Below are 26,596 nucleotides of genomic sequence, written 5' to 3'. Positions count from 1 at the left end.
TTCCCAAGCATGCTCCGCCCGACTTCGGGCGGTGCATGCTTGGGCATTCCAGACCCGACCACGATTTCAGGAGCGATTCTCTTGGTCCGGCACGACAGCGGCGCATTCCTCACCCGGATCTCGGACACTCTCGTTGACCTCGGCCCCGGTGGCATCCACCTCACATCGCTGACCCTGGCCCCTGCGCATCAGGCCACGTTCACTCGGCCGGAGCAGCAGACGGCCCTCCGCCTACCATCTGCCGCCGAGGCGTTCCCGCTGGCAGAGCCACCGTCGGGCTCATGGTTCGTTTCTCACGAGCAGCGTCGTCATGCCTTCTGGCAACCAGCCCCAACGGCCCCTTCATTTCTTCACTGTGCCTGGCTGCTGAACGAACTGGGAGAAGAGCTGAATACGCTCGAACCAGCCGGCCTCACTTTCCTTCGTGCCGAAGCGCCCCAGCCCGAAAGTGTCGACCTCGTTCTCGTTCACCGTCGTGTCGAACCCTCCGCCGAACCGCGGCTGGAGGCTCCCGGCGAGGGCGAGATTCGCTACGGCGCTACGTACCAGTCCCCTGAGCCTGGCCAGCTTGAGACTTCGCTACGAACCGGCCCCGAGGTCACCTACCGCGTTCGGATCCAACTGCAGGACAGGCAGGAACCACTCGAGTTCCCCGTCTTGTTCCTGCGAGAACTGTTCGAAGAAAACCGCTACCCGAAGTGGATGGCAGCAGAGGAGACGGAGTTGCCGCTGGTCGACCTGCGCGGCGTTCTGTGACCGCCTGCTTGCGCAGACGTCAGGCCTGCGCCAGGTGTCGGCGGGGTGGGGGAGCGGGCCTGCCATGAAGCAGGCCGCCGCCACCGGCGGGGTCACGGTGGAGACCCGGGCCCGGTCCGGCTGCACCGCAGCGGTGGGCACGACCGACGACGGCCGCTTCCTGCGCCTCACGGCGCGCCTCCCTCCGGAGTACGCCCAGCGCCTGTTCGATGCCCGAGACGCTGGCGCTAGCTATTAGGAGATGCGTGGAATCATCGCCGAGGGATTCAAATAGGTCGATTCCAGGACCACGGAAGCCGCGCCATGTGTCTCTCAGACGCGCCCTCAACGAAATCGGCTACCACCTCGACTTCTGAAAGAGCACGCTGCTCGACTCCGGCCACACCACTGTGACTGAGCGCTCTGGTCGGCGAGTTGCTGCTCTGGTCGGCGTGGCCTGTGCTCAGGCGTCGATGTGAGCGGTGAGTCCGAGGCAGAACTCATGCAGTGCAGCATGAAGCAGGTGAGTCGTTCCAGGAGCTCGCCTCGCGGGGTCTTGCTCGTCATTGGCTCGTACCGTGAGGCGATTCGCTGTCGGATTCGCACTGGGATGAACGCAATGCCCACCCGTTGGGCTGGCCGCCGTCCTCGGTGAAGTCGGCGCGCGTCGTTTTGCCGACCACCATTCGGTGGACACCGCGGCCCGTCGGCCCTGCGGATCGGGGAGGGCCATGCCGACACTGGTTTCGGACGACGCCGGCTCGGCAGGAGAGCCCCGACGTTTCACAGCGAAGCAAGCAACATCATGGGAAATCGTTGAGCGTCAGAGAGGCTTGGCCGATGCCGGGAATGATGACGGGCCGGCGCGGCCGGGTGCTGTGCGTGGCTGTAGCGTTGCTCATCTCCTCCACGGTGACGGGTGGCTTGGCACTGGCCGATCCGGTACGCGGTGGACCATCTGTCGGCGACGCGCGGATGGAGCTGCAGTGGCTTCCTTGTTCGGGTGAGGAGCAGCGTGGATTTGAGTGCGCGGATGCGCACGTGCCGTTGGACTGGGCGCGTCCGCGGGGGCGGTCGATCGAGTTGGCGGTGATCAGGGCCAAGGCAACCGATCCCGGTCGGCGGGTGGGCTCCCTGTTCTTCAACCCCGGAGGACCCGGCGCTTCGGGCACCACAAGACTGCCCGCGTTGTACGAGAGGTTTCCTGAGGAAGTGCGAGAGCGCTTCGACATCGTGAGCTGGGACCCTCGCGGTGTCGGGGAGAGCACCGCCGTGCGCTGCTTCGACACCGCTGAGGAGGCGATCGCGTTTCAAGAACAGGTCCCACCCTTCCCGGTCGGCAAGAAGCAACGCAGGGCTTTCGTCGCCGCGTACGAGGATCTCGGGCAGCGCTGCGAGCGACGCTTCCCGGCACTGCTGCGTCACATCTCAACGGCCGACACCGCACGGGATCTCGACGCACTCCGGGCAGCAGTCGATGAACGGCGCATGCGGTACTGGGGCATCTCGTACGGGAGCCTTCTCGGCGCGACTTACGCAAACCTGTTCCCCGATCGCGTCGACCGGATGGTGCTGGACGGCAACATCGATCCGCAGGCCTGGGTGAACGGCGGCCGGAAGCAGGGACCGCGCCTGAGCACCTCACTACGCATGGGATCGGACCTGGGCTCGGCCGCCACCCTCGGGCAGTTCCTTGACCTGTGCGGACGCGCCTCCACCAGTGGCTGTGCGTTCTCCGCCGGAAGCCCCGGCGCGACGCGGGCCAAGTTCGACGAGCTGATGCGGCGCCTGAAGAGGCGGCCCGTGGGGGAGTGGACCTACGCGCGTGCGGTCAGCATGGTCCGGGCCGGGCTGAATCTCGTCCACCCCACCTGGACCGAGACGGCGGAAGGGCTCCAGTCGCTGTGGGAGGGGCGCCCGCCGCAGGAGCCGACCCCGCCGTCCAACCCTCCTTACCCCGGGTTCGAACAGTTCTACGCAGTGACGTGCTCGGAGAGCCCCAATCCGCGCGACCCCCGCCAATACGTCAACCTCGACAGGCTGAGCACCCGGCGCGCTGGAGACCTGGGGCACTGGTGGGCCTGGGCCGACGAGCCGTGCGCCACCTGGCCGGCCAAGGCGGCGAACAGATACGCCGGCCCCTGGGACCGCCCCACCCTCCACCCCGTCCTCGTTGTGAACCCCACTTACGACCCCGCCACCCCCTACCAGTCCGCCCAAGCCATGGTGCGGCAACTGCACGACGCCCGGCTGCTGACCCTCGACGGGTACGGCCACACAGCCCTGACGAATCCGAGTAGTTGTGTCAACGCATACGAGGTCCGGTACTTGTTGGCCGGCGCTCTACCCCCCGTGGGTGCCAGATGTGCACAGGACCTCCCGCCGTTCACCATGCCGTCCCCGGCCGCGAACGAGGGCGCCGCGGTCCGCCCCTAGATGAAGCGTCCGATGTGTGCGCGTGGTCGTCGTGGGCAATGGCACGCTGCTGCTACCCCTTCCGGCATGGTCGACTCCTGCTCGTCCAGGCGCCTGGCAACCGCTTCATAGACGGAGGCCTCCAGGGAGCTCATCGCGCGTTCCACGTGGTCGAGTGCTTGCAGGGCAGATCGCCGGGTATGCGCCGGGTACGGTCGCGCCAGCCATGCCCGGTCGTGCCAGTCACGCCGTCGATGAGCGCACGCTCCGAAGGAGAAACCGTCTATGCCACAGGGCGACCCGGTCACCAGGAATCCGGACAAAGGCTACGTAGCGCTTCTTGGCTGGAGTCTCAATGCGGTGGAAGCCCTCGACCGGTTCGACCGGCGATACGTCGTCGTGGCGCCGGAGTGGGCCGAAGAGTACTGCGTCGACCACGACATCCCCTACGTGCTGTGGGATTTCGAGCGGCTCAACGACCGCTCCGTGGAGATCGCCGAGACTCTGCAGAAGAAGGGTGTCGATGTCGCGATCCCGCTTTTCGAGGAGACGGTCGAATGGGCAGGGGCGATCAACTCCGTTCTGCTGGACAATCCTCGTTTGTACGGGCAGTCCCTGCTGCTGCGGGACAAGGCGCTGATGAAGCGCCGCGCACAACTCGGCGGCATCCGGGTAGGAATCTTCGAAGAAGCCCACGACCGGGACGACGTGATCCGCTTCCTCAAGCGCGTCAATCAGACCCTGCTCAAGCTGGACGGTGACCCGAACGACCCGATCCATCTCAAGGCGTTCGACAAGGCAGGATGCCTCGGGCATCGCGTCATCCGCACCCCGGACGAGGTCGACACGATTCCGGAAGAGGAATTCCCGGTTCTCATGGAATCCCACCTCGACGGGTGGGAGTTCGCCGTCGAGGCGTGGATTCACAACGGGAAGATCAAGTTCCTCAACATCTCCGAATACGTCACGCTGGGATATTCGGTGTTCGTGCCGGCAACCCCGGAACTGGAGCGGTACCGCCCGCAGATCACGGCGCAGATTGAGAAGCTCATCAAGACGTTCGACATCGAGTTCGGCTTCGTACACCCGGAGTATTTCGTCACCAGCGACGGCGAGATGTACTTTGGCGAGGTGGCTTACCGGCCGCCGGGCTTCAAGGTGTTCGAGCTGCTGGAGCGGGCATACGGGTTCAACGCCTACCATGCCCTCGTGCTGGCCTTCGACCCGAAGACGACCGAGGAGGAGATCGACGCCTTCTTCCCGCGCGAGGTCGTCGACGCGTCCGGGGTCGCCGGCTGCTTCGGTGTCTACCCGCGCCGCCGCGTCGTCAGCAACCTGGAGATCCCGGAGGAGACCGAGGACGACGACTACTACGAGTCGCACGACCTCTCGACGCCGCTGGAGGAGACCGTCACCAAGAGGACCGCGTTCGGAACCCACTGGGGTCTGGTGTACTTCTTCGGTGAAGACCCCTACCGGATGCGCGACCTGTTGAAGAAACAGGAAGAGCTCGACTTCTACGTCTGAGGGCCCCGTGGACGCAGGAGACCAACCCGAGGAAAACCCCTTGAAACCGACCGCCGACGCCAGCGGTGAGGCCACGACGCTGGACAAGCGCGTGACCTCACTCGACGACGCCATCCAGGCCATGGCCGAAACCCGCGACTTCGGCAAGCACACGAAGCTACGGCGAGTCCTGGAAGCACTGCGACGGGTGCTCATGCAGCCGGGCGGCGCCGCGGCGGTGCAGGCCAGGGCGCAGGCCCTTGAGGAAGCCGGGCTTTTCCGGGAGACGGACTGGGCGTCACCGGAGATCCTCATCCCGTCGCTGGTCGGCCCGAGCCTGCACAGCGGAGATGCCGACACTGTTGTCATGGAGGCGACCAGCGAGCTGCGGATGCTCGCCGTCGCCGGCGGTGACTTCGCGCACCCGACGTTGTCCGCCGAGGACGCCCGCCAGTTCCTGTCCCAGGTACTGGCAACGAATCTGGAGTTGCTGTTCACCGCGCCCAGCGAGGCGGAGCGAACCCAGCAGGGCCGGACCGCACAGCTCATCCGGGACCTGTTCCGCCACCTCGCCGACGAGATCGGCTACGACAGCGTCATGGACAACCTGGTCGACGAGATCTGGCGGATCCTGCGCCAGCGTCCGATCCAGGTCGAGGCGGTGCAGGCCCTGATCACCCGGATCGCGATCTACCGCGCCGACCCGGACGTTGCTCTTGGCGTATCGTCAGGGCAGGGCATCGACCGACTCATCACGAGCTTGTTCGGGACCACCGAGGCGTGCCGGGACGACCCGGGCATCGATGTCTTCCGCTCCCGGCTCGAGGCAATGGATTCCGGCGGCCTGCAGTACGAGGCGACAGGGTTCGCGCGGGCGATGCACGACACCGGCCTGGTGTCGCCGTACCACGCGGAACTGCTCCGGTTCCTCCTCCGCGAGAGCGACTACCTCCTCGGTGAGGCGCTCGGGCTGTCCGACACCGGCCGGAACTGCCTGCTGCGCTACAGCCAACTGGTGCACCGCCTGATCGAGGTGGCCGTGCACCCGCAGACCGCGCAAAGCGTCTACGGGCTGGCGCTGCTACTCGACCGCGGCATCCTGTATGAGCCGCCGGTGGTGCCTGCGCTGTGGCGCCAGCTGGCACTCGAGCTCTCCCCGGTCGCGCGGGAGCGGTTGACGACGGTTTTCGGCGAGGTGCCGGGGCCGCAGGCTCGGCTCGTCGCGGGCGTGCTCTCGATGCTGGGCCAGCCGCTCGGGGTAGGTCAGGGCGACAACCCCACCTGTCAGTCGGCCCGCGCGCTGTCGATGTGGTCCTACAACGACCCGGACTACCTGCTGCAAGTGGTTGTCTGGGCGGCCCGCGACGACGAGATCCTCATGCACTTCGAGGGCCAGCCGATCTCCTCGAAGGACAGCGCGAGCGGACTCGCGAGCACGCTGCCGATGGACCTGGACCCCGTGTCGCTGCTCGTAGTACCCCACTTGGACCGGATCTACGCGGAAATGGGACGGCGCTGCGCAGCGCGGCCAGGGGACCCGCACCGGTGGGTCAACCCCGAGTTTCACGGCTGGTGGGCGGCCCGTGGGTTCCACATCAACGTCGACGTCGCGACAGGAAACCTGGTCGACCTCGACGCGTTCCTGCGGCAGTTCCACGCCAGCTACCACCCGGCCTACAACGGCGATCAGCCGCTGATCCATCCGCAGCCGGCCGGCGTCGCCGTCACCGACAGCGCGGCCCGCTACGTCGGCTGGCACGCGATCACGATCCTGCGGACCGCGCCGGACCCGCAGGACGTCATGCGGGTGTACTTCTTCAACCCGAACAACGACAGCGGCCAGGACTGGGGCGACGGCGTCGTCGTCTCCACCGCGGGCAACGGCGAGCGGTTCGGCGAGGCCTCACTGCCGTTCGACCAGTTCGCCTCGCGGCTCTACATCTTCCACGCAGACCCGCTTGAGCGCGGCGAACCGGAGCGGGTGGCCGCCGAGGACGTCGCGCGGATCATCGGCTACATCGAGCGCAGCTGGGGCAACGACCGGCTACCCGCGGGAAGGCTGCAAGCCCTCGACAGGCCCTCGAGCTTGTGACCCGCGCATCCCCGGCGTCCTCTCCCACACCACGCTGGGCGCTGTGACGCGCTAGGGCCGCACAGCCGAACCACACTCACCTGCCACCACGTCCCACGCCTGCGCGGTCTCGAGGCCCGGAACGTCACACACAACTCGCCCAAGCCGTACTGCCCTTCGCCTCCATGGCATGGACCGGCCTGCAAACGTCCTGGGAGTGGTGTGGTCCGCTCCGATCACGACCACTACCTGAAGATGTGGGCACTGACCCGGCCCAGGATTGACGCGGACTTCCTCCTGGACGAAGCCCAGGACACCAACCCCGCCCTCGAGCGGGTTTTCAGCAGCCGGCGCGAACATGCCCAGTCGGTGATGGTCGGAGACTCGGCTCAGGCGATCTATGGGTGGAGAGCCAAAGAGGTGATGACCGGCTGCAACGGCACCGCCCTCACCCTTCGAGTCCTTCCGCTTCGGCCCTCATCTCGCTGCAGGGGCTTCGTAGGTCCACAGCCGACGCGGCCTTGGCCATCCTGGGCGAGTCGCGCTTTGAGGGGGTGTCTCTGATGACGCGTGAGGCAGTGCGCACCGCTGCCGACGGCTGAGGACCCGACGGGGGGGGTCGTTGCGCGTGGCGGCGTTCACGACGGACGATGGGTCCGGAGCCCGCGGAGCCCTGTGGGTCGAGTGGCGGGAGTATCGGTGGAGCCGTTGGAAGACTGGCTGGAGGGCATGCAGCCTCGGCTGGCCGGATTGGTGGACTTCGAACTTCCCCCGGGCGTACTGACGCTGACGGACCGTTCGCCGGTGTCGCTGGCGCGTCTGGAGGCGGAGCTGCTGGCCCGGACCGCCCCCGGGGCGGACTTCCAGGAGCGGGTCGCCGGGTACCTCGGGGAAGCTCTGCTGTCGGCGGCTGGGGGAAGCTGGACCTGGGACGAACGGCGCGGTCTGCCCGTTGTGTCGCCGGACCCGGAGCTCGGACTGCCGGCGGTCTGCCCGGCGGAGCTCGTCGAGCGGGCTCGGCGGCGTCGGGACGGCGAGGAGTTCGGCCGCGGTCTACGGGAGCTGGAGCGGGCGGTCGCCGAGAAGCAGGCTGCCGCACCCGGCTGGACGCCGAGCAAGCAGCCGACGCCGGGTCTCGACCGTGAACTGACCGCGTACGCCTGGCCGTACTTGGACGCGTGGCTGGCGAAGCACGCGGCGGGTCTGCCGGCCTGGCTCGCCGCGTACGCCGAGCGGCCCGAACTCTGGGACTTCACCCAGCGGTCCTTGGACGAATTGGAGGCGGCTGCGCGTCAACAGGTTCGCGGGCCGGACGGCTTGGCGGCGCACCCGGAGTTCGCCGAGGGCGCCTCCTGGTACCTCGGGGAGGTGCTGCGGCCCGCGATGCGCGCGCAGTGGTGCTACCACCCCGGCGAGCCCGACGGGGACAACATGTTCGTCGGACGGCCCTTCCTGGATCAGCTGATCCCGAACGGGACGGTGGCGGTGCCCTTCCTGCTGATCCAGATCGCGCTCGCCGACCGCGTTCCGGGTGTGCTGCGCGGCGTCTACGATCAGCTCTGTTGAACCTCTCCCGCGGTGGGCATGTGTCGATAGGTTGGCCATCGCCGTTGTCTGCAGGGGGAGTTGGTCGTGCGCGCACGTGGTCGAGTCCGGGCGTGGTTAGTCGCGGTGACCCTGGTGGCTCTGTGCGGCCCGCTCGGCTGGGCGGGCCCGGGCGTGGCCGCGCCGAAGCCGGTGCCGCTGCCCAGCTTCGAGGGGCCCGCGCCGGATCCGGAGACACTGCCGGGCGGGTCACGCCAGGCACGCATGGGCCCGCGGCAGACGTACGAGTACCGGAACCCCTCCGAGTGGCTGCGCGGCCGAGCAGAGCCGAAGAGCCACGAGGTGGCGGCGGCGATGCTCAATCGGAGGGCGAAGATCCCGGGCACGTGGGAGCACGCCCTGAGACGGTGGCAGGACTACCAGTTGGACAAGGCCGAGAAGCTGGACAAGTTCCTCCGCAATCCGGGGAGCAAGCGGCCGAGCAAAGCGCTGCCCTGGCACAAATGGCTCGTGAAGTTCCTTCCGACTCAAGGTAACGACTACCAGGGCAAGGCCTACGTACGACACCTCGTGGATCGGCTCAGGCTCGGTGCGAACCACGGCTGGCAGACCGAGTTGCAGGTCCCCGAGGCGGACCGCTTCTACGACCTGGCCAACGTCGAACTCGGCCTGTTCTACGAGGCCAAGTCCGGCTCGGGCATCGACCCCAAGGAACTGGCGCGGGACAAGGCCTTCGTCGAGGCCGAGCGAGGGAAGCCCAATCCCCGGCGACTGGTGTACATCTTCGCCGTCCAGCCGTCCGGGAACGCCAAGAAGCTGCTCGCGGAGGCCGGTATTCCCTATGTCGTGGTGCCGGCCCTGAAGAAGGTGATCAACACGGGCGGTCCGCCGGCCGACCCGCAAGACCCGAGCGGGACGGACCCGGAAGGGACCGACCCGGACGACGGCGGTCCCGACGGCGGCGGCACGCCCAAGGGCGGTCCGCAGGACGGCGGACTTCAGGGCGGCGCAGCTGCCGACGACCTCCTGCGCGCCCCGGATCAGTATCAGGCCCCGGCCGCGGCGCCGGCGGAGATCGCCGAATCCGGGGACACCCGCGAGCAGGCCGCCGAAATGCGCGAGGTCGGAAGGCAGCTCGCCGCGGAATCCGGTCACCCGGAGCTGGCCGAGGATCTGGGCGGCGTCGACTTCTCGACGCTGGAACTGCGCTACGTCTCCGACACCTACCACAACGGCTCCGGTGTGCAGTACGCGTTCAAGGCCGACGCCCTGACGACCGACGAGCCGTCCTTCGGCGGCCCGCGGGCCGCACGGCTCGCCTCGGACTCCTTCTTCGTCTGGCTGGCGCTCCCGCCGTCCGCATTCACGGTCAATCTCAATCCGGACGAGCCCGACCGGATCATCGACGAGAAGTTCGGCAGGACCGACGCCGGGCGGGTGCTGCTGGAGGCCGACCTGGCGATGAAGAAGTCGGTGGCGAAGTTCATCCACCCGAACACGCCGGGCGGCAAGAAGTTCTGGGACTCGCTGCGGGGCGAGGCCAAGTGCGTGTCCATGAGGCAGTGGATCGTGCCCGACACGGCCACGGTCCGCGACGGCGACGACGAGCTGTTCATCCTGGACGCGCCGTTGCTGGTGAAGATGGAGTCGGAGGTCATCAAGACCCCGGGCGTGGGCGGCGGCAAGGGTTGCGGACAGCAGGACGAGGCCAGCACCCGGCACAACGAGTCGCTGTACCGCACGACGATCCTGCCGCAGATCCAGAAGGCCGTGAACTCCGCGCCCGAGTACGCCGATCTGCGCCGGGTCTACGCCAGCCGGGTCGCCGCCGAGTGGTTCCGCAAGCGCAGCGCCACCAAGCACACCGTGTACTCGGACCTCATCGGCAAGGGGGAGATCAGCCGCTGGGCCTCCCGGGAGAAGTGGACACCCCGTGAGGTCTTCGACCGCTACGTCCAGTCGTACAAGAACGGCGAGTTCAAGGTGAAGCGCACCACCACCAAGGGCAAAGTCATCTACGCCCGTACCTACATCTACGGCGGAGTGGATTTCAGCCAGATCAACCAGAAACGGCTGAGCGCGACCGAGTTCACCAGGGACCACCCCGCGCTGACAGCCACGGCGCGCAACGCACTGCACGAGCCGAGCGGCGAGGGACGCGACGTCTGGCTCGGTGGCCAGACCACCGCCGTGCCCCTGGCCGAGGCCTTCGCCAGCCCCGACCCAGCAACGTCGAAGCCGCTGTTCTACGTGTTGGGGGCCGTGCCGCTCACCGCCTGGCTCGTGATGGGCGGCATGCTGTTGTGGCGTCGCCGGGCGAACTCACCGACGGGGGCGGGCCGGTGACCACGACAAGGATGGAACCGCCACTGGCGGTACCGGCCCCACCGGCCGCCGTGTTCGCGGCGAGCTACCTGTTCGCCGGGGTGGCCGCGCTGGCCCTGGTCTCCTCGGTCGGCACGTTCTTCGCCATCCCCGAGTTCCGCCACCATCGGAGCGAAGAAGCCGCCGACGGCGCGGCAGGGGACCTGGCCGCGTACGGGCTGGCCGCCTTCGCCGTGCTCACGATCGTGTTCGGCGGCCTCTGCCTGTTGCTGTCCCTGCTCGACGGACGGGGACGTCAGGGGGCCCGGGTGACGACCTGGGTCGTCGGCGGACTGTCCGTCTGCTTCAACGTCGCGCTGCTCGCGGCCGGTTTCTACGACACCGTGCCGTGGTACGGCGACATGACCCGGATCGTCGCCGCCGGGATGCTGCTGCTGACCCTGGCCTCGGTCACCCTCTTGGCGCTGCCCGCCTCCCACGGCTACTTCCGCTCCACGAGGTCCGCCCGGCAGAGTGCGCACCCCCCTGTCACGCCGCCCCCGACTCTCCCACCGGCCGTCCACCAGGGCCCGCCGCACACCCAACAGGCTGCCCCTCCCGGCGACCCGGCTCCCTCTCCCACCTACCTGCCCGGGCCTCCCACCTACCTGCCCGCGCCTTCCGGCCATCGGCCCCTGCCGCCCGGCGCCCCGCCCCCTCCTCCCCACCTTCCGCCGCCACCGCCGTCGCTCCAGGGCGCACGCCGGCCGGTCGCCGTCACCACGGCCATGGCCGTTCTGGTGGGCATCGCAGTCGTCACCCTCGTAGCCGCCGTCATAGAGATCCGGACGTACCAGGCCATGCTGAACTGGCTCGACGACTACCAGCGGGCCATGGAGAAGCAAACTGCTCCGTACGGCATCGACGTGGCCTTCCCTCGCCTTCCGGACACTGCCGCGGGGCCGACCGTCATCGTGGTGGTGGCCCTGGTGGCCGTCGCAGCGCTACTGATCGGCCTGGCACTCGCCATCCGGCTGCCCCGGCCGCGGGCACGCATCATGGCACTCGTCGCCACGGCGCTGTTCGCAGCACTGGCCACGGGCCGGGGCCTCCTGACCGCGAGCTCACAGGCCACCATGAGCCAGCTCGCGGAGGAGTCGCAGCGGCTGAAGGAGAGCATGGGTGCGGGGCAGTACCAGGACCCGTTCCCCAGCTTCACCGAGATCTACCCTCAGTGGGCGTACCAGGCCGTCTACCTGACCACGACTCTCGCGGTCCTCGGGTGCATCGCGGTCTTCGTCCTGCTGGTCCTGCGGGGCTCGAACGCCTGGTTCGCCATGGCAGGAAATCGCGCGCACCAGTACGCCCCGCCACCGCCGTACCTCGGAGAGGGGTACGGGCAGTATCCGAACAGGTGACATCAGTACGGCGAAACCCCTGGTTCGTCCACGACAACGCCGTCAGTGGGCGGGGCTACATTGCTGCCATATGAAGATCGATTATCTTCTCGAGGATCCGGAGAGCGACGACGCCGAGCGGGTGGAGGCCGCGGCCCGTCCACGGTGATCGGCAGGCCGGGGAGTGAGTGTCTACTCTCCCTCGGGGCGACTCGAATCGACATTGGCCAGAGCGAGGTCGGCCGGGTGGCCATGGCCGATCCCGAGGGCAACGAGTTCTCTGTGTTGACGCCCAGGTAGCGCGGCAACAGACCCGGAAACGACAATCCGCTCATGACCAGGTGCGGGAGAGTCGGGGGACAGAAGCCAGCAGACGCGAACCCCCTGCGGGCCGAGTTCCGCTGCGAGTTGCCGACAGACGCCTGTGAGGGCGGACCAGGCGATGTGTGATCCGCCCAGGTCCGGGATGGTCTCGCGCCCGCCGGCCATGACCAGAAGGACGCCACTCTTGCGGCGGACCATGTGCCGGGCTGCTGCCGTGGCCGTGATGAGGGTGGTCCTCACCGACTTCGTGACCGGGCGGAGCACGTCGGCAACGGCCATGTCCAGGAGCGGGCTCCCCTGGATGTCATCGTTGGATGTGGCGTTGAAGCAGATGTCGATGCCGTTGCCCGCGACCGCCACGGCATCGGCGTGGCGGTCGACGGCGTCCCGGTCCGTCGCGTCCAGCTGGGCGACGTGAGCGACCCCTCGCTCGTCCTGGATGCGCCGCGCCACGTCCTCGAGGGGCGGAACTGTTCGTCCGGTGAGGTGGACCGCGGCGCCCTCCCGCGCGAAGGCGCGAGCAACAGCCGCCCCCACCGCTCCGGAACCGCCATGGACGATCGCTGTTTTCCTGGCTAGTAGCACGGTCATCTCCTCGGCGCGGGTGGTGATGGCTGTTCAGACCTGGGGCAAATAGCGGACTCATCGCTTCACCGACCACGCGTCGCCCGAAGACACCGACTTTCAGATCCGGTGTATCCCGGCATGCAGCGCCGCGTGACCCCTGGGCCAGGCTCGTTCCGCCGGGCCGCGGGGGTGAAGCTGGCGACCCGACACGGGAGTCGCCTCTCCACACGCGGACTGATGGGTGCGTGCAGTGAAGTGTTGGGCTAGCATCGCCGCAGGCCGTGCACAGGCCCAAGCCTCGCTGCAGCCCATGACTGAAGCCCCCGCGGCGAAGGTGCCAGGACACCCGTCCCAGCGCATCAGTGCGAAAACCAAAGAAGAATCCTCCGTGTACGCAGAACCTCTCACGCGCGCGCACCGGGTCATGGGCAACCGCCCACGCGGGAAGTGAGACTCCTGTGGTCAAGAAGCACGGGCAGAAGAGCCGCGCGAGGAACCGGGCCGAGCGCGCCGCGGCCTCGCACGCGTCAGCCGCCGCCGGCACCCTCCACCACCACACTCCGCTGCCCGACACCGTCCTGCTCGAGACCTTCGCTCGCGGTACTGGACGTGGCCTTCGCCCCGAACTGGCAGCCCGCCTGGTGGCAGCCTGCCGCAAGGGCTGCGGCAGCTGCAGCTCGACCCTGTCGAAGACACTGATCGCAGCATCGCCCGACCCTCGCAGCATTCGCCGGCGCGGCATTCGGGTACGGCCTCCAGGACCCCGGATGGAGGCTGTACGCCGGGCCCGCCACGCGAGGCTGGGTTCCCAAGGCGGTGGCCGCCGCCGAGCGGGGCGATGCAACGCAGGCCCTGGCCGCTGTCGGCGCCATGACGGAAACCGCGGTCGCCGAACTTCTGGATAGCGCGCTCGCCGAGTGGGCCTGGCCACCCCTCTGCCCCCCGAACTGCGCCACCGCAATACGGCGGAGCCCTCCCGCCGGATCAACCCCCACTGGACTCAAATCGCCACCATGCTGGACGGGATGGGCGTCACCTTGCCCAGCAGCCCCACCCCCGGAATCACCAGACGAGGCCAGTGCCACTCCTACCGGGCGATCGCGATCACCACAGACACCGCGGACCACACCCTGCCGTCGCCGCCGTCACCGCCCACGTCCGAGCGACCCGGGAGGGGCCGACATCGCGACCGCCCGGCAAAAGTTCCTGGCGTGCCAGAGGACGCGGCCGGTGCAGTCGTAGCAGTCGGGGCACAGAGGCTGTCCTACGAGCCGATCGGCTTTGGTGTGGATGGGCGGGCACCCGAGTGGCTGTCCGTGTTCGCACTGGGCCCCGGTGCGTCAGGGGCGGCAGCGTTCGCCACCAGTGTTGTGGTGTACGGGCCCGAGGGAGAGGGCCGTGAGGGTGGCGAACAGTCGGGCCGGTCGCGCACGCCGATGGGGATGTTCTTGCCGCCGAGGAGTCCGGCGCGGACGAGGTCGTAGGTGTCGCCGGCGTGGAGGCGGGAGCAGGCGGGACATACGGTGGCGCGGCGGTTGCGGCAGCGGACCAGGAGGCGTTCTCCGGGTTCTGCGGAGGTGTCGTCGTGGTGGAGCACGATGCCGGTGGCTGCGTCGTAGACGGTGGTGGAGCCGGTCAGGTGGATCGGGTGGGCGCAGCCACCGGTTGTGGTGATCTGCTCCAGCCAGCGGCCGAAGAGTGGATCGTTGGCCCGGCGGCCGGCGGAACGGAAGTGCACGTGTTGTGTCCGCTCCATTCCCCGGCGCATCCGGCGGCCGCGGGTGCGGTGATGCAACGGGTTCGGGGCCCGTTTCATATGCGGTGGGCCGGGCACCCCGGCAGTAGAGGAAGGCCGGCCGGAGCGCGGCTACCTCCGGTGATGCACGGCTACCTTCGGCGTTGGAGGAGGAGCCATGGCAAAGATCCTCACGGTCCTCTATCCGGACCCCGTCGACGGCTACCCGCCCAGGTATGCACGTGACGGCATTCCCTTCATCAGCAGCTATCCCGGAGGGCAGACGACACCCAGCCCCCAGGGGCTCGACTTCACGCCGGGGGAGTTGGTCGGCTGCGTATCCGGCGAACTCGGTCTGCGCCCATTCCTGCAGAGCCGGGGCCATACGTTGGTCGTCACCGCCGACAAAGAGGGCCCCGATTCCGTGCTGGACCACGAACTCCGGGACTCCGATGTGCTGATCTCGCAGCCGTTCTGGCCTGCCTATCTCACTCCCGACCGCGTCCGGCGTGCGCCGCGCCTGAAACTGGCGATCACGGCGGGGATCGGTTCGGACCACGTGGACCTGCCGAGCGCGATCGAGCACGACATCACCGTCGCGGAGATCACCTACAGCAACAGCATCAGCGTGTCCGAGCACGCCGTCATGCAGATCCTCGCGCTCGTCCACAACTACCTGCCGGGCCACGAGTGGGTCACCACACGCCAAGGGTGGAACGTGGCCGACAGCGTCGCGCGGAACTACGACCTGGAGGGCATGGACGTCGGCGTCTTCGGCGCCGGACGGATCGGCATGGCGGTGCTCCGTCGGCTGAGGCCGTTCGATGTGAAACTGCACTACAACGACGTGCACAGGCTGCAGCCGGACGTCGAGAGGGAACTGGGGCTGACATGGCACGAGAACGTCCGCTCCCTGGCGGCCGCCGTCGACGTGCTGTCCATCCACGCGCCGCTGCACGCGAAGACGGTGAACCTCTTCGACGACGAACTGCTCGGCATGATGAAACGAGGGTCGTACATCGTCAACACCGCCCGCGCCCTGATCGTCGACCGCGACGCCGTGGTTCGGGCCCTGGAGCGCGGCCACCTGGCGGGTTACGCGGGTGACGTCTGGTACCCGGAGCCTCCGGAGGAGGGCCACCCGTGGCGCACCATGCCGCACGAGGGCATGACACCACACGTGGCCGGTGCGCCACTCTCCGCGCAGGCACGGTACGCGGCAGGTGTCCGGGAGATCCTGGAGTGCTGGTTCGACCACCGCCCCATCCGCCAGGAGTACCTCATCGTGGAGGGCGGCAGACTGGCCGGCACGGGCGCACGCTCGTACACGGTCTGAACCGAACGGACGGCGGGCAAGGGCGTCTGTCGCTCGCGGGCAGTTGTCCACAGTGCCGGCCGGGCAGTTGACCGCTGCCGCCTTCCAAGGTCACGACGCTGATGGTCTGCGTGATTGTCAGTTGTTGATCGTCACTGTGCTGTCAGTGGAGGGCTTGACTTGAAGAGAGACAAGCCGCTGACAGCCTCTGCCGATTACGCGTGACATGAGTGAGGAACGCCGGTGCCAATGTCGTGCAGACCGGCAACCGTGGTGTCCCCCCGCTGGCCTGCCCACCTGTCCATCCCGCAGTCCGGGCAGCGGGCGCCGGTTCAGCGCTGCGCCCGGTGGTGGCGGCCGCGGGGGCGAGGCGGAGCAACTTATTGTTGCGAGACACTGACACGAACACCGCGTCCAAGACGCTGAACCACTGCCTGTGACGGCTGGAGCACTTGGCGCGGGGCATGCCCACGGACGTCGAACAGCGCTGGGACCAGGCGTACTTGGAGTTCAGAGGCGCACAGCGGCAGTACACCGAGTACGCACGGGCCAGTCTGGGGGTGACCGGTCCGGTCAATCGGGACGTCGCCTGGCCTTCGGCCTGGCGCCCCGCGAGTCGATCGTCACGGGCCGAGTAATGAGTCCGGACCCGGTTCGCGGCCGGAGCCAGAGCCGGATCGCGGCGACGGTGACGGTGCCGTGGAAGATGTAGGCCCTCTTGTCGAAGCGTGTTGCCGCCGCCCGGTGGGCCTTGAGCTGGTTGATCACCCGCTCGACCTCGTTCCTGCGCGCGTGCCGGGTCGGGTCGAAGCCGGCGGGTCGGCCTCCCGAGCTTCCGCGATGCTGGCGATGAGCCCGCTGGTCTCGCCGTTCGGGGATGGTGTGCTTGATCTGCCGACGGCGCAGGTAACGGCGGCTGCTGCGCGAGGAGTACGCTTTGTCGCCGCTGAGGTGGTCGACTTTCTAGTTACCGAAGCGCTCCCCCTACCGACAGCCGGACGTGCGCCTCGGCAGGAGAGCCGGGCGGCACAGCTGGCCCGCGTCGCCGGTGCACTGCCGCCGGTGCCGGGAGGATCGACCAGCAAGGTGCGCCGGTCGAGGTCATGGAGGCCCGTGAGGTGCCCGCCCCAACTCGTCTCGCCATCGCTGAACAGGCTCGGCCACAGCAGTACCACGGGACCGTCGGCGGGTCCGGCGTCCTGCACGTGGAGCGGGCCCAGCGCAGTCGGCACGTCGAGGGTACGGACACGACGGCGTCACAGGTGGCGCTCCCACCAGGCGAGGGCGGCGCGGCTGCCCGGCTCGTAGCCGTCGAAGTAGATCCCGTAGTGCGTGATGCCGGGGATCACCTGGTAGTCGACGACGTTGCCCGGAACGGACGCCAGGATCTCTGCCGCGCGACCTCCGTTGTCCGCGATGGGGAACAGCTCGTCGTCGCCGGCATCGATGATGAGGGTGGGCATGCGCAGACGGTCGACCTGGGCCATGGGGTCGAAGTGCGCCAGCTCGGCCAGGTGCGGCGTCCCCTCCATGTCCGGCCACGGATCGACGCCCTGGGGAAACGCGTCGAAGTCGCCGCGGGCGGTATCGATCGCGCGTTTGCGGGCCAGTTGCGCCATTTGACCGCTCAGCGGGGCCATGGCGGGCACCTGCACGCTCAAGGCCTTGACCCGGTCGTCGTGAGCGGCGCCGTACGCGGCGACTCCGCCGCCGAAGCTGGTGCCCCAGACCCCGATCCGGGCGGGGTCGACGTTCGGCTCGCCCTCGACGTAGTCCAGAGCGGCTCGCAGGTTCGCCGCCCAGGCGAACGGGGCCACGAGGTCCCGGATGATCCGCACCCGGGTCAGCACCTCGTTGCCGTCCTCGAGGCCGGGTACGTCGCCAACCAGTTGCAGCGGAGAGCCCGAGCCGAACCAGCTGCTCTGGGTGAAGGTGAGGGCGATCATGCCCGCTGAGGCGAACAGCGCCGCATAGCGCTCGGCGGTGAGTTTGCTGCCGCCCCATCCGTGACCCAGTACGACGGCGGGCAGTGCGTCGTCGGGGGCGACGGTAGACGGCCGGTACACGTCCGCGTCAAGCGCGATGCCGCCGCTCCATACCGTGACGCGTGCCCGGCCGACTCCCTCGGGCATGACCAGGGGCGGATAGACCTTCTCAGCCATGGCTCGCCTCCTGCGGGGCCGAGGCGCCGGGCCATACGTCGGCGAGGCTGTCCTGATCCGTCTCCGCGGAGTGGATGCCGACCACGCGCCAGCCCTGGCCGGATCGGGCCACGCTGAAGTGCACCGCCCAGCGCTGGATCTCGCTCTCGTCGGCGCGGCGCCGTGACCAGATCACCTCGACCGCTGCACCGACGGTGTTGTAGACGAGGACGCGCTGGTCGGGCACGACGGTGTGGTTGTAGCCCGCCTCGCGCAGCGGGGCGTGGTTGAGGTCCAGGAAGCGGAGCACGCTCGCGTCGTCGAGGCACCAGAATGAATGCTCCTGCGCCGTGACGTGCAAGGGAGTTCCCCAGTAGTCATGGATGAACTCGGGGCCCTGCGAGGACTCTCCCGAGGCCACTGCGACCCAGTGCGGCAGATAGCTCTCGAAGAACCACTCGGTCACCTGGATGTGCGTGGCTGCGAGTTGGTCGTGGGACATGACATGGACTCCTTGTGCAGAGAGGTGTTGGCGGTCACGTGGATGTGCGCCCAGGACGGGAGGCAGCGGCCGCCCGCGCCGCCGCTTCCGGGATCGGCCCCGGAAGCGGCAGGCGCGGGCGCGCGTCACGCAGTGAGCTCTTGCGGGCGGGCCGGGAACGTATGCTCAGGGCAGCGTCATCGGCCCACGAGAGCGACCGCCCCGTACCAGAGCGGGCCCCTGTTGAGGTGGTCGGGATACAGGCCCAGCATCGCGTCGTAGTACTCGGTGGGGCTCGCGCTCGTCTTGAGCAGACGGGCGGCGTCGAGGAGGTACTGGCGCGTCCGGCCCAGGATGGCGGGGTCGTCGGGCAGGTCGCGGTTCTTGTGGCCCGCGACGACGGCGCGGGGGTTCAGGGCCTCGATGATGTCGAGCGCCTTGAGCCATTCCTCGAGGCCGCCGTTCGCGCTCTCGAGGAGCATCTGATGCACGCCGTTGTAGGCGGCGTCGCCAGCCACCACGAGGCCGATCGACGGCACGTGAAGGACCGTCGTCTCGTCGGTGTCGGTGTGTCCCACCTCGACGGACCGGACGAGGTTGCCTTCGAGCAGGAACCCGTCGGCCGGCACCGGCTCCGCCAGTACCGGGGTCTCGGGGATCTGACCGGGGAAGAAGGCCTCCCACTGCTCGCGTCCCTTGACGGCCTGGTGCATGACTTCGATCGTGCCGCGGCTCGCGTGGACCTGGACGCCGGGAAAGCGCTTGACCAGCTCGCCGGTGCCGAACCAGTGGTCGCCGTGGCCGTGTGTGACGTAGATGTACGCGAGCCGCTTGCCGGATCGCTCGATCCAGTCCCCCACCTCCTGCACCTGCTCGTACGTGAACGGCGGGTCGACGAGCACGGCGTCGCGCTCACCGTGGATCAGGGTGCAGGACAGCGGTGACGAGACGAACGGGTCGCCGTTGGGCATGCGCTGTTCGGAGACCCGGGTCACTCCGTCCAGGACGAGGACTTCGTATGACAGGTCAGTCTGGTCCGCCATGGCGGAACCTCCTCAAGAATGTGCAATGTGCACGGACGGAAAGGGCGGAACGAGGGTTGCCGCAGGGGTTGGGGCAGCACGAGAGGGTCGTCCAAGGAGCCTTCTTCAGGGCTGAGTTGGGAGGTACACGGCCCGGCCGCGACGAGGCGAGCGGAAGCGTCGCCGATCCCGGACGCCGTGTGTGACGACTCGTGGCCGTTACGGCAACTCACCGTTACCGTCCGGGATTCCGGGCCGACGGTCGGCGAGGCGTCACTTCCGCGACTCCGGCTCACGCGGCACGCTGCTCTGCGCGCCGGTCGGGCGTCGCCCTACTTCAGCCGGTGGCGGCGGATTCGTCGAGCGAGGCGTACGCCGCGCTCAGGTAGGCCTCGGCACGGTCGGAACCGATGATCTCGGGGGCCATCTTGTTCATCATGTAGCTGATGGTCATGCGGCGGTCGAGGTCGGCGACGATCAACGACCCGCCCCAGCCACCCCAGTAGCAAGCCTTGCCCTGGGGGACGTAGGGGACGGTCTCCATCTCGGGCAGCGCGAAGCCGACACCGAAGCGCAGCGGGACACCGAGCACCAGGTCCACGCCGTGGCTCTGCTGGTCGAAGATCACGTCGATCGTCTCCGGAGAGAGGAGACGCACGCCGCCCGCGGTGCCGCCGAGCGCCAGCACGCGCAGCAGCCGCGCAACGGATCGCGCGTTGCCGTGGCCGTTGAGCGCGCCCAGCTCCGCCGCACGCCAGGCCGCTGTGTTGGCGTTGCTCGCGTCGTTCAGCGGACCGACGAACGTCTTGTACATCGGGCTGCCGGGGTCGAGCGCGGCCAGGTCGAACGGCAGCGGCGGCGGCGCGATCACCGGCGCGATCCGGTCGGTGTCGGCCTCGGCGGCGCCGATACGGAAGTCGGCCTGCAGCGGGCCCGCCAGCTCCTGCGCCACGAACTCCGTCAGCGACCGGCCGGTGACCCGCCGCACCAACTCGCCCACGAGGTGGCCCTGGTTCTGCGCGTGGTAGCCCGAGGCGGTGCCCGGCTCCCACCACGGTGCCTGTGCGGCCAGTGCCGCCGTCGCGGCCTCCACGTCGTACATCTGCTCCGCGGTGAACGGCGCCTCCCAGCCGGACACGCCGGACGTGTGCGAGAGCAGGTGCCGGACCTCGATCGCTTCCTTGCCGTTGGCCGCGAACTCCGGCCAGTACCGCGCGACCGGTGCGTACGGGTCCAACAGCCCGCGGTCGACCAGCACGAGCGCGGCGAGCGCGGTCACGGTCTTGGTCGTAGACCACACGTTGACGATCGTGTCGCTGCTCCATGGCACCTGCCGCTCGGCGTCGCGCCAGCCGCCCGAGAGGTCGACGACGGTCTCGCCGTCGATGTCGACGACGACGGACGCGCCGAGTTCCTCGCCGCTCTCGAGCCGCTCGGTCAGGGCGTCGCGTACGGGTGCGAAGCGGGCGTCGCAGTGCCCCGCGATCTCAGCCGTGATCATGATGTCTCCTCCTGTGGGATAGGGGGTCCGGCCGCGAGCGAACGCCTGCGTGGTGCCCGTGGGCGAGTGAGCCCTGCCGACCGCACCGTGCGCCACTGGGCGTCCTCTTCGCCGGAGAGCCATCTAACTTGGCCTTTCAAAGTCATCCCTGGGGGCGACGCTGGCATGATGACTTCGGAAAGTCAAGTCAGATGCCTTCGGGGCGCAGCCTCGACCGCCGACGAACAGAACCGCACGGCCGTACCTGACTGGGATAATCAGAGCCAGTGATAGGCTCGGGTCATGGCGGAGCGAAACTCACTCGAAGCTGGAGGAGCCTGCTCGATCGCGCGCAGCCTCACCGTCCTGGGCCAGCGGTGGACCCTCCTGGTGGTGCGCGAAGCCCTCAGAGGCAGCACGAAGTTCGGCGAGTTCCAGGAGGCTCTGCGGATCTCGACCGACGTGCTCGCGCAACGCCTGGAGAGCCTGGTCGACGCCGGCGTGCTGGAGAAGCGGCCCTATCGGGACAAGGGGGCTCGCGAGCGCCAGGCATACCACGTGACGGAGGCGGGACTGGAGCTCGTCCCCGTGCTCGCGGCGCTGATGAGCTGGGGCGACAAGCACCTCGCTGGCGACGAAGGTCCCCCGGCGTTCATGCGCCACCGGCGGACGAACCAACCTGTCCGGGTGGCGATCATCGACGCGGACGGCCGCCCCGTTGCGCCCGAGGACGTCGTGACGATTGCGGGACCCGGCTCGCCCGCCACGCAGACCTGAGGAGGGGCATGCCTCCCCGGAAATCCAACCTCGTCGATCCGGCTGGTCGAGCTTGCCAGGGCTGCGAGAAATCCGCTTGAGTGAAGAGCAACGGCCGGGCCGAGTTCGGGGGCTTTCGCCGCTCATCCGGGGCGCGCACCCCCAGCGGTACGGCAGCACTCCTCCCGTGGAAGTGCTCAAGACCGTAGCGATGACATTCCGTACCCCTCCCGGAGGTCGGTCCCGTGGCGAGTCTTCTCCCGTCCGGTAATGAGGAGTTCGGCGAAACCGGCCGCCCGTCCCTGCCTGCCCAGAGCACGCCCGATCCCTTCAGGTACCTGCGCTGAACCGGGGTGTGGTCGGACCCGGGGGCATCGCGGCGGCATTCACCGAGGCCGTGCACACGCATACGGCGCAGCGCGTGGTCGCGGTGTCCTCACGGAGTACGGATCGAGCCCGCGCGTTCGCCTCACGTTCGACGTACCGGCGGCGTACGGCGGCCACGACGCACTGCTGGAGGACGAGCGCAGGCCGTCTATGTGGCCTCACCGCACTCGGAGCATTTCCCGCATGCCCTCGCCGCCATCAAGGCAGGCAAAGCCGTGCTAGTGGAGAAAGCCTTCACCCGGAACGGCCACGAAGCGGAGCAACTCGTCGCCGCGGCGCAGCAGCGAGGCGTCTTCCTCATGGAGGCGACGTGGACGCGTTTCCTGCCGCATATCGACGTGGTGCGGCAGGTTCTCCACTCCGAAATCCTGGGCGAGGTACGGACCCTCATTGCCGATCACGGCCAATTCATGCCCGAGGACGCCACGCATCGTCTCTACGCCCCGGAACTCGCCGGAGGTGCGCTACTCGATCTCGGGGTGTATCCGGTGTCGTTCGCGTCGATGGTCCTCGGGCCCTTCACGACAGTGACCGCGGTCGGCAGCAAGGCGTTCACCGGTGTGGACGGGCAGACATCCGTCGTCGTGACCACCGACCGGGGGCGCACGGCCTGCTCAGCACAACGCTCCATGCGCGAACACCGACCACGGCGACGATCTCGGGCACGCTCGCCCGCCTGGAACGGTCACTGGACCAGTGAGTGGTGGGCCTACACCGGGCGGATGCGCAGGCCCAAGGCCGCCGCCGTGCGCGGCGCCTGCGCATGCGGATGCGCGGCTCCACCTACCCGATCGACCGGACCGAGGTGGAAGACGACCGGTTGGACGACCTGGACACCTCCGCCGCGCACGACGACTGGACCGAGCACATCGGCACCGTCGACCACCAGACCGTCCCTCTGCCGACCGCCTCACCGAGATCCTGGATCAGCTGGAGACGCAGTTGACCACGCTCGCGGACCAGGCACCGCTGGCCGCACTCAAGGCCGTCGCGACCCTGGACCGGCTCGCCCACCGCGTCGGCAAGAGGCCGCCTACGCCGTCGAGGCCGACGAGCTGTCCCCGGAGACGATCGGAACCGCGCTCGGGCTCAGTCCCGACAATGCCCGCTCACGGCTGACGGGCTACCTCCTCCGCCGCTGAACCCGCAGCGTCCGCGCGCGGCGTGCCCGTGAGTCGCAGGGCGACCCGAAGCCAGGGCCGGTCAAGCCAAGGCCCACCGAGCTCCTGTGATCGAGGCTGTAGCCGCAGCAGCGGCAATGACGAGTGTCCGGTTCATTGCGAGAGCACCTGGTCAAGGTATCCCCTGCACCATCGGGGCCAGCGGGTACGGCACGTAGTCGGTGATCTCGCCGTGAGTGACCCAGGCGACCGCGTCCAGTTCCTCGGTATCTGCGACGTGAGTCTCGCCGGACAGAACGGAGCATGCCGTGTACGACATGAGCCGGCCCGTCTTCGGGTGGACCCGCTCACCGAGCCACTTCGCCGGCTCAACGGTCAGGCCGGTCTCCTCAAGCGTTTCCCGAACCGCCGCCTCCTCCGCGGTCTCCCCCGCCTGGATGCCGCCCGCCGGGAACTGCCAGCTGAGCTCGCCCTCCTTGACGCGTCGTCGGACAATGAGCACCCGGCCCGCGTCGACGATGATGGCGGCGGAGATGCCGGGCTGCTCGGTGGTGTCGGTCATGCGGTCTCCTTCGCAGCGGACTTCGTAGAGCCTGACCCCAACGCGGCCGAGAATCCCCAGCCTTGTTCGCAGGCAAACCGCCCGCCGCCATGTTCGCCGGCCCGACGGGTGGCTGCACGGTCAGCGGCTCCTGGCCGCGCACCTGACCTTCCGTGGTTTCCCCCGAATGCCGTTCATGAAGACGTATATGAGGCCCTGGCGCCGTTGACGTCGGTCGGCTCGGCGACCGGCGTGGTGGAGGCAGGCGTATGCGCTGGGTAGCCGTGGTGTTGTGGGACGGCGAAGGCAGTTTGACGCTCGGGTGCAGGAGTGGAGGACCGCCCGGCCCCTTTTGGCCGGTGCGGCCCTCCCGCCCCGTCAAGCCCCCACGGGCCCTTCCTCAGCTCAATGCTGGGTGAGCATGCCCTCGCGCAGCTGGCGGAAGATGCGGGTCAGCAGGCGTGAGATGTGCATTTGGGAGAGGCCGAGTTCTGCGCCGATCTCGGATTGGGTCATCTCTTGTCCGAAGCGCATCTGGAGGAGGAGGCGGTCGCGTTCGTCGAGTTCGGCGATGAGCTGCTTGAGCGTTTCGATGTCCTCGACGCTGTCCAGGGCCGGGTCGCAGTCGCCCAGGCAGTCGGCGTAGGTGATCGATCCCTCGTCGCCGTCGTCGACCGGGAGGTCGAGGGAGGAGGCGGTGTAGCCGCTGGCTGCCACCAGTCCCTCGCGGACCTCGTCCTCGCTGAGTTGCAGGTGCTCGGCGAGTTCGGCCGGGGTGGGGTCACGGTCCTGGTCGTGGGCGAGCTTCTCAGAGGCCTTGGCGATGGCGATGCGCAGTTCCTGCAGGCGCCTGGGGACGTGGACGGACCAGGTGGTGTCGCGGAAGTGTCGCTTGATCTCTCCGCGGATGTAGGGGAGGGCGAAGGTGGTGAACTCGACCTCGCGGGAGAGGTCGAAGCGGTCGATCGCCTTGATCAGTCCGATCGTGCCCACCTGCACGACGTCTTCCCGCTCCTCGGCCCGGTCGCGGAACCGGCGGGCCGCGAACTTCACGAGGTTGAGGTTCAGCTCGATCAGGGTGTTCCGGGCGTACTGGTACTCCGCAGTGCCCTCCTCCAGCTCCGCGAGCCGGTCGAAGAACACCTTCGACAACGCCCTCGCGTCCCGCGGCGTCACCGCGCTGGGGTCCTCCACCTGAGGCAACGACTCCGATACGGGGTGCGTCGTGGAAGGAGCCAGCGCCTCGGAGGCGAAATGCTGCCGGACGGTGGTCATGGGGACTGCCCTCTCATTCTCGGACCGATCTGGGGTGCTGTTCCACGGGGCCATCACTGGGCCTATGCGCTCAAAGCTGTGGGTGGTGGCCGTCTGCCCGCCGGTGGCGTTGGAGGAGCAGGAGCCGCGCGTGTGGTGAAAAGACAGAGCGTGTCGGACAGTTCGAGCACACGGCGCACGATGGGACTGATCGCCCGCAGAGACACGGACTTGCCCTCTCGCAACGCCAGCTGACGTAGGGCGAGGAGGACCCTCACGCTGGAGAACGCCCAGAAGGAGACGTTGCTGAGATCGATCTCGATTCCCTGGGCAGAGCAACTCAATGTCTGCGCAAGCGACTTCTGGAGTGCAGCTTCGCAGGCGATGTCGATCTCGCCGCGCACGACGACCACGGTCTCTCCCGTGTCGGGAGCCGTGTAAATCCTCGTCAGACAGGCCGGACCCACCGCCCCGCCGACCGGCTTCCCCAGTTGCGGCTTCGCCCCCCGGGCGCGCTCTCTCGCCGCCTCGTCCCGAGCATCCACCCCGCTCGCCCTCCCTGGAGTCCTGTCTGCGCCGCAACATCAACATGCGCAGCGTGATGCAGGAAATATATGTCATGTATTTGATGTCTGCCAAGAGGGGTCCTAGGATTGCCGCATGGGAGTGCCTGACCCTCACAGCGGATGGACGTTCATCACCAATCACGCGCGCGTGCTGGCCGCGATCGCCGATGATCCGAACGCCCGCATCCGCGACATCGCCGCTTACTGCCGGCTCACCGAGCGTGCCGTCCAGCGGATCATCGGTGACCTTGAGCAAGAGGGCTACTTGTCCCATACACGCGAAGGCCGCACGAATACGTACCGGATCGAGCCAGGGAAGGTACTGCGACACCCGGCCGAAGCCGGCCTCTCCGTCGCTTCCTTCCTCTCTCTTCTCGTCCAGGACGAGGCCCGCCGCACTGGCGAGCCGGCCACGCGAGCCGACGCGTAGCACTGGCCCACCCCTCCCTGCTGCACCTCCCGCTTGTGCGGCCGATACCGGCGCCGACTATCGCCGCAGAGCCCACCGGCCAGCCTCTGCACCACCGTGCTCACTAGCGCTCCTGGGGCCATCGCTGCCTGGGGCGCGCGAGGTCTGTGAGGCTGCAAGGGTCTGGCATTGGCAGGACGCAGCGGGACGTAAGCCACTGTGGCTTCGTTCACGTGGGTCGTTGAGTCGGCGCGTGGGCAGGGGGCGGCCGTGGCCTCGGTCGGCGCCGTCGCCAACTGGGCCTTGAGCAAATTGCGGATTCCTCGGCTTGAGCTGTATGTCGAGCCGTGGAACACCGGTCCGTGCGCACTGCCGAGCGCGCGGGGTTCCAACGTGAGGGGCTGCTGCAGGGCTGGCAGCAGGTGGGGGCCGACAGGCGGGACACGTTCATGTATTCGCTGCTGAACGGCGAGCAGTGATGTCGCTGGGCCTGCCCGAGCGCGATGGGTGAGACGCGGGCGCCG

Annotated in this window: 21 protein-coding genes and 5 pseudogenes; 15 read left to right on the top strand and 11 right to left on the bottom strand. The window is 68.4% G+C overall.

Annotated elements, in window-relative coordinates; genetic code table 11:
* The first annotated feature begins 39 nt into the window (after window positions 1–39).
* The 10 genes and pseudogenes from ACGFNH_RS30500 to ACGFNH_RS30455 all read left to right on the top strand — a co-directional run bounded on the left by ACGFNH_RS30500 (window position 40) and on the right by ACGFNH_RS30455 (window position 12,273).
* Complete coding sequence (locus ACGFNH_RS30500; protein WP_393659261.1) at window positions 40–756, top strand: hypothetical protein; 717 nt, start codon at window positions 40–42, stop codon at window positions 754–756.
* A 67-nt stretch (window positions 757–823) separates the two neighbouring features.
* A pseudogene (gene tpg / locus ACGFNH_RS30495) lies at window positions 824–1,112 on the top strand (telomere-protecting terminal protein Tpg); the annotation flags it as partial.
* Between the two features lie 463 nt (window positions 1,113–1,575).
* Window positions 1,576–3,171, top strand: a complete 1,596-nt coding sequence (locus tag ACGFNH_RS30490; protein ID WP_393659260.1) for an alpha/beta hydrolase — start codon at window positions 1,576–1,578, stop codon at window positions 3,169–3,171.
* Between the two features lie 264 nt (window positions 3,172–3,435).
* Window positions 3,436–4,677 (top strand): acetyl-CoA carboxylase biotin carboxylase subunit family protein, encoded by a 1,242-nt coding sequence (locus tag ACGFNH_RS30485; RefSeq protein ID WP_393659258.1) that lies wholly within the window; start codon window positions 3,436–3,438, stop codon window positions 4,675–4,677.
* A gap of 40 nt (window positions 4,678–4,717) precedes the next feature.
* Window positions 4,718–6,748: a hypothetical protein gene (locus ACGFNH_RS30480; protein ID WP_393659256.1), complete on the top strand. Its 2,031-nt coding sequence runs from the start codon at window positions 4,718–4,720 to the stop codon at window positions 6,746–6,748.
* A 75-nt stretch (window positions 6,749–6,823) separates the two neighbouring features.
* A pseudogene (locus ACGFNH_RS30475) lies at window positions 6,824–7,226 on the top strand (UvrD-helicase domain-containing protein); the annotation flags it as partial.
* 200 nt (window positions 7,227–7,426) lie between these two features.
* Entirely contained in the window at window positions 7,427–8,293 is an 867-nt protein-coding gene (locus ACGFNH_RS30470) for a hypothetical protein (RefSeq protein ID WP_393659255.1), read from the top strand.
* Between the two features lie 105 nt (window positions 8,294–8,398).
* Window positions 8,399–10,618: a hypothetical protein gene (locus ACGFNH_RS30465; RefSeq protein ID WP_393659253.1), complete on the top strand. Its 2,220-nt coding sequence runs from the start codon at window positions 8,399–8,401 to the stop codon at window positions 10,616–10,618.
* Window positions 10,619–10,629: 11 nt separating this feature from the next.
* Window positions 10,630–11,994 (top strand): hypothetical protein, encoded by a 1,365-nt coding sequence (locus tag ACGFNH_RS30460; protein ID WP_393659251.1) that lies wholly within the window; start codon window positions 10,630–10,632, stop codon window positions 11,992–11,994.
* Window positions 11,995–12,039: 45 nt separating this feature from the next.
* Window positions 12,040–12,273, top strand: coding sequence for a VOC family protein (locus ACGFNH_RS30455; protein WP_393659249.1), 234 nt, complete (start codon window positions 12,040–12,042; stop codon window positions 12,271–12,273).
* Here ACGFNH_RS30455 and ACGFNH_RS30450 read toward each other — a convergent pair.
* The 3 genes from ACGFNH_RS30450 to ACGFNH_RS30440 all read right to left on the bottom strand — a co-directional run bounded on the left by ACGFNH_RS30450 (window position 12,166) and on the right by ACGFNH_RS30440 (window position 14,602).
* On the bottom strand, window positions 12,166–12,888 hold the full coding sequence (locus ACGFNH_RS30450) for an SDR family oxidoreductase (protein ID WP_393659247.1): 723 nt from the start codon (window positions 12,886–12,888) through the stop codon (window positions 12,166–12,168). The two genes, ACGFNH_RS30455 and ACGFNH_RS30450, sit on opposite strands and share 108 nt — an antisense overlap.
* A gap of 1,121 nt (window positions 12,889–14,009) precedes the next feature.
* Window positions 14,010–14,156 (bottom strand): hypothetical protein, encoded by a 147-nt coding sequence (locus ACGFNH_RS30445; RefSeq protein ID WP_393659422.1) that lies wholly within the window; start codon window positions 14,154–14,156, stop codon window positions 14,010–14,012.
* Entirely contained in the window at window positions 14,129–14,602 is a 474-nt protein-coding gene (locus ACGFNH_RS30440) for a replication initiator (RefSeq protein WP_393659245.1), read from the bottom strand. Before ACGFNH_RS30440 ends, ACGFNH_RS30445 begins: the two co-directional genes overlap by 28 nt.
* A gap of 175 nt (window positions 14,603–14,777) precedes the next feature.
* On the opposite strand from ACGFNH_RS30440, the gene ACGFNH_RS30435 reads away from it, so the two are divergent.
* Window positions 14,778–15,935, top strand: coding sequence for an NAD-dependent formate dehydrogenase (locus ACGFNH_RS30435; protein ID WP_393659243.1), 1,158 nt, complete (start codon window positions 14,778–14,780; stop codon window positions 15,933–15,935).
* Window positions 15,936–16,574: 639 nt separating this feature from the next.
* On the opposite strand, the pseudogene ACGFNH_RS30430 reads toward ACGFNH_RS30435, so the two are convergent.
* From ACGFNH_RS30430 to ACGFNH_RS30410, 5 genes and pseudogenes are all read right to left on the bottom strand, one after another.
* Window positions 16,575–16,871 (bottom strand): annotated as a pseudogene (locus ACGFNH_RS30430) (IS5/IS1182 family transposase); the annotation flags it as partial.
* Window positions 16,872–17,170: 299 nt separating this feature from the next.
* A complete protein-coding gene (locus tag ACGFNH_RS30425; protein WP_393659241.1) occupies window positions 17,171–18,076 on the bottom strand; it encodes an alpha/beta hydrolase in 906 nt (301 codons plus the stop codon).
* On the bottom strand, window positions 18,069–18,557 hold the full coding sequence (locus tag ACGFNH_RS30420) for a hypothetical protein (protein WP_393659239.1): 489 nt from the start codon (window positions 18,555–18,557) through the stop codon (window positions 18,069–18,071). The genes ACGFNH_RS30425 and ACGFNH_RS30420 overlap by 8 nt, the downstream gene beginning before the upstream one ends.
* Window positions 18,558–18,733: 176 nt before the next feature.
* Window positions 18,734–19,579 carry an MBL fold metallo-hydrolase gene (locus ACGFNH_RS30415; protein ID WP_393659237.1) on the bottom strand — a complete coding sequence of 282 codons (846 nt, stop codon included), beginning with the start codon at window positions 19,577–19,579 and terminating at the stop codon, window positions 18,734–18,736.
* A 316-nt stretch (window positions 19,580–19,895) separates the two neighbouring features.
* The gene (locus ACGFNH_RS30410) at window positions 19,896–21,059 is read right to left on the bottom strand and encodes a serine hydrolase domain-containing protein (RefSeq protein ID WP_393659235.1); all 1,164 of its coding nucleotides are present in this window, start codon (window positions 21,057–21,059) and stop codon (window positions 19,896–19,898) included.
* A 282-nt stretch (window positions 21,060–21,341) separates the two neighbouring features.
* Between ACGFNH_RS30410 and ACGFNH_RS30405 the strand changes: the two genes are divergently transcribed.
* The 3 genes and pseudogenes from ACGFNH_RS30405 to ACGFNH_RS30395 all read left to right on the top strand — a co-directional run bounded on the left by ACGFNH_RS30405 (window position 21,342) and on the right by ACGFNH_RS30395 (window position 23,127).
* Window positions 21,342–21,815, top strand: coding sequence for a winged helix-turn-helix transcriptional regulator (locus ACGFNH_RS30405; protein WP_393659233.1), 474 nt, complete (start codon window positions 21,342–21,344; stop codon window positions 21,813–21,815).
* A 332-nt stretch (window positions 21,816–22,147) separates the two neighbouring features.
* Window positions 22,148–22,732 (top strand): annotated as a pseudogene (locus tag ACGFNH_RS30400) (Gfo/Idh/MocA family protein); the annotation flags it as partial.
* 149 nt (window positions 22,733–22,881) lie between these two features.
* Window positions 22,882–23,127 carry a hypothetical protein gene (locus tag ACGFNH_RS30395; RefSeq protein ID WP_393659442.1) on the top strand — a complete coding sequence of 82 codons (246 nt, stop codon included), beginning with the start codon at window positions 22,882–22,884 and terminating at the stop codon, window positions 23,125–23,127.
* A gap of 328 nt (window positions 23,128–23,455) precedes the next feature.
* Here the strand turns inward: ACGFNH_RS30395 and ACGFNH_RS30390 are convergent.
* The 3 genes and pseudogenes from ACGFNH_RS30390 to ACGFNH_RS30380 all read right to left on the bottom strand — a co-directional run bounded on the left by ACGFNH_RS30390 (window position 23,456) and on the right by ACGFNH_RS30380 (window position 25,510).
* Window positions 23,456–23,864: pseudogene (locus ACGFNH_RS30390) on the bottom strand (NUDIX hydrolase).
* 384 nt (window positions 23,865–24,248) lie between these two features.
* Complete coding sequence (locus ACGFNH_RS30385) at window positions 24,249–25,118, bottom strand: RNA polymerase sigma factor SigF (RefSeq protein WP_393659231.1); 870 nt, start codon at window positions 25,116–25,118, stop codon at window positions 24,249–24,251.
* A 62-nt stretch (window positions 25,119–25,180) separates the two neighbouring features.
* On the bottom strand, window positions 25,181–25,510 hold the full coding sequence (locus tag ACGFNH_RS30380; RefSeq protein WP_393659229.1) for an STAS domain-containing protein: 330 nt from the start codon (window positions 25,508–25,510) through the stop codon (window positions 25,181–25,183).
* A gap of 247 nt (window positions 25,511–25,757) precedes the next feature.
* On the opposite strand from ACGFNH_RS30380, the gene ACGFNH_RS30375 reads away from it, so the two are divergent.
* The gene (locus ACGFNH_RS30375) at window positions 25,758–26,093 is read left to right on the top strand and encodes a helix-turn-helix transcriptional regulator (RefSeq protein ID WP_393659227.1); all 336 of its coding nucleotides are present in this window, start codon (window positions 25,758–25,760) and stop codon (window positions 26,091–26,093) included.
* Window positions 26,094–26,596: the final 503 nt, after the last annotated feature.

Source organism: Streptomyces sp. NPDC048639 (assembly GCF_043199075.1).
Taxonomy (GTDB): domain Bacteria; phylum Actinomycetota; class Actinomycetes; order Streptomycetales; family Streptomycetaceae; genus Streptomyces.
Note: the sequence above shows the minus strand (reverse complement) of the source record. Positions and strands in the feature narration are given on the sequence as shown.

Excerpts from the sequence above, each read along its gene's own strand:
- ACGFNH_RS30375 (WP_393659227.1), top strand. The coding sequence starts at position 25,758 with ATGGGAGTGCCTGACCCTCACAGCGGATGGACGTTCATCACCAATCAC.
- ACGFNH_RS30405 (WP_393659233.1), top strand. The coding sequence starts at position 21,342 with ATGGCGGAGCGAAACTCACTCGAAGCTGGAGGAGCCTGCTCGATCGCG.
- ACGFNH_RS30435 (WP_393659243.1), top strand. The coding sequence starts at position 14,778 with ATGGCAAAGATCCTCACGGTCCTCTATCCGGACCCCGTCGACGGCTAC.
- ACGFNH_RS30450 (WP_393659247.1), bottom strand. The coding sequence starts at position 12,888 with ATGACCGTGCTACTAGCCAGGAAAACAGCGATCGTCCATGGCGGTTCC.
- ACGFNH_RS30385 (WP_393659231.1), bottom strand. The coding sequence starts at position 25,118 with ATGACCACCGTCCGGCAGCATTTCGCCTCCGAGGCGCTGGCTCCTTCC.
- ACGFNH_RS30415 (WP_393659237.1), bottom strand. The coding sequence starts at position 19,579 with ATGGCGGACCAGACTGACCTGTCATACGAAGTCCTCGTCCTGGACGGA.
- ACGFNH_RS30460 (WP_393659251.1), top strand. The coding sequence starts at position 10,630 with ATGGAACCGCCACTGGCGGTACCGGCCCCACCGGCCGCCGTGTTCGCG.
- ACGFNH_RS30485 (WP_393659258.1), top strand. The coding sequence starts at position 3,436 with ATGCCACAGGGCGACCCGGTCACCAGGAATCCGGACAAAGGCTACGTA.
- ACGFNH_RS30425 (WP_393659241.1), bottom strand. The coding sequence starts at position 18,076 with ATGGCTGAGAAGGTCTATCCGCCCCTGGTCATGCCCGAGGGAGTCGGC.
- ACGFNH_RS30490 (WP_393659260.1), top strand. The coding sequence starts at position 1,576 with ATGCCGGGAATGATGACGGGCCGGCGCGGCCGGGTGCTGTGCGTGGCT.
- ACGFNH_RS30420 (WP_393659239.1), bottom strand. The coding sequence starts at position 18,557 with ATGTCCCACGACCAACTCGCAGCCACGCACATCCAGGTGACCGAGTGG.
- ACGFNH_RS30410 (WP_393659235.1), bottom strand. The coding sequence starts at position 21,059 with ATGATCACGGCTGAGATCGCGGGGCACTGCGACGCCCGCTTCGCACCC.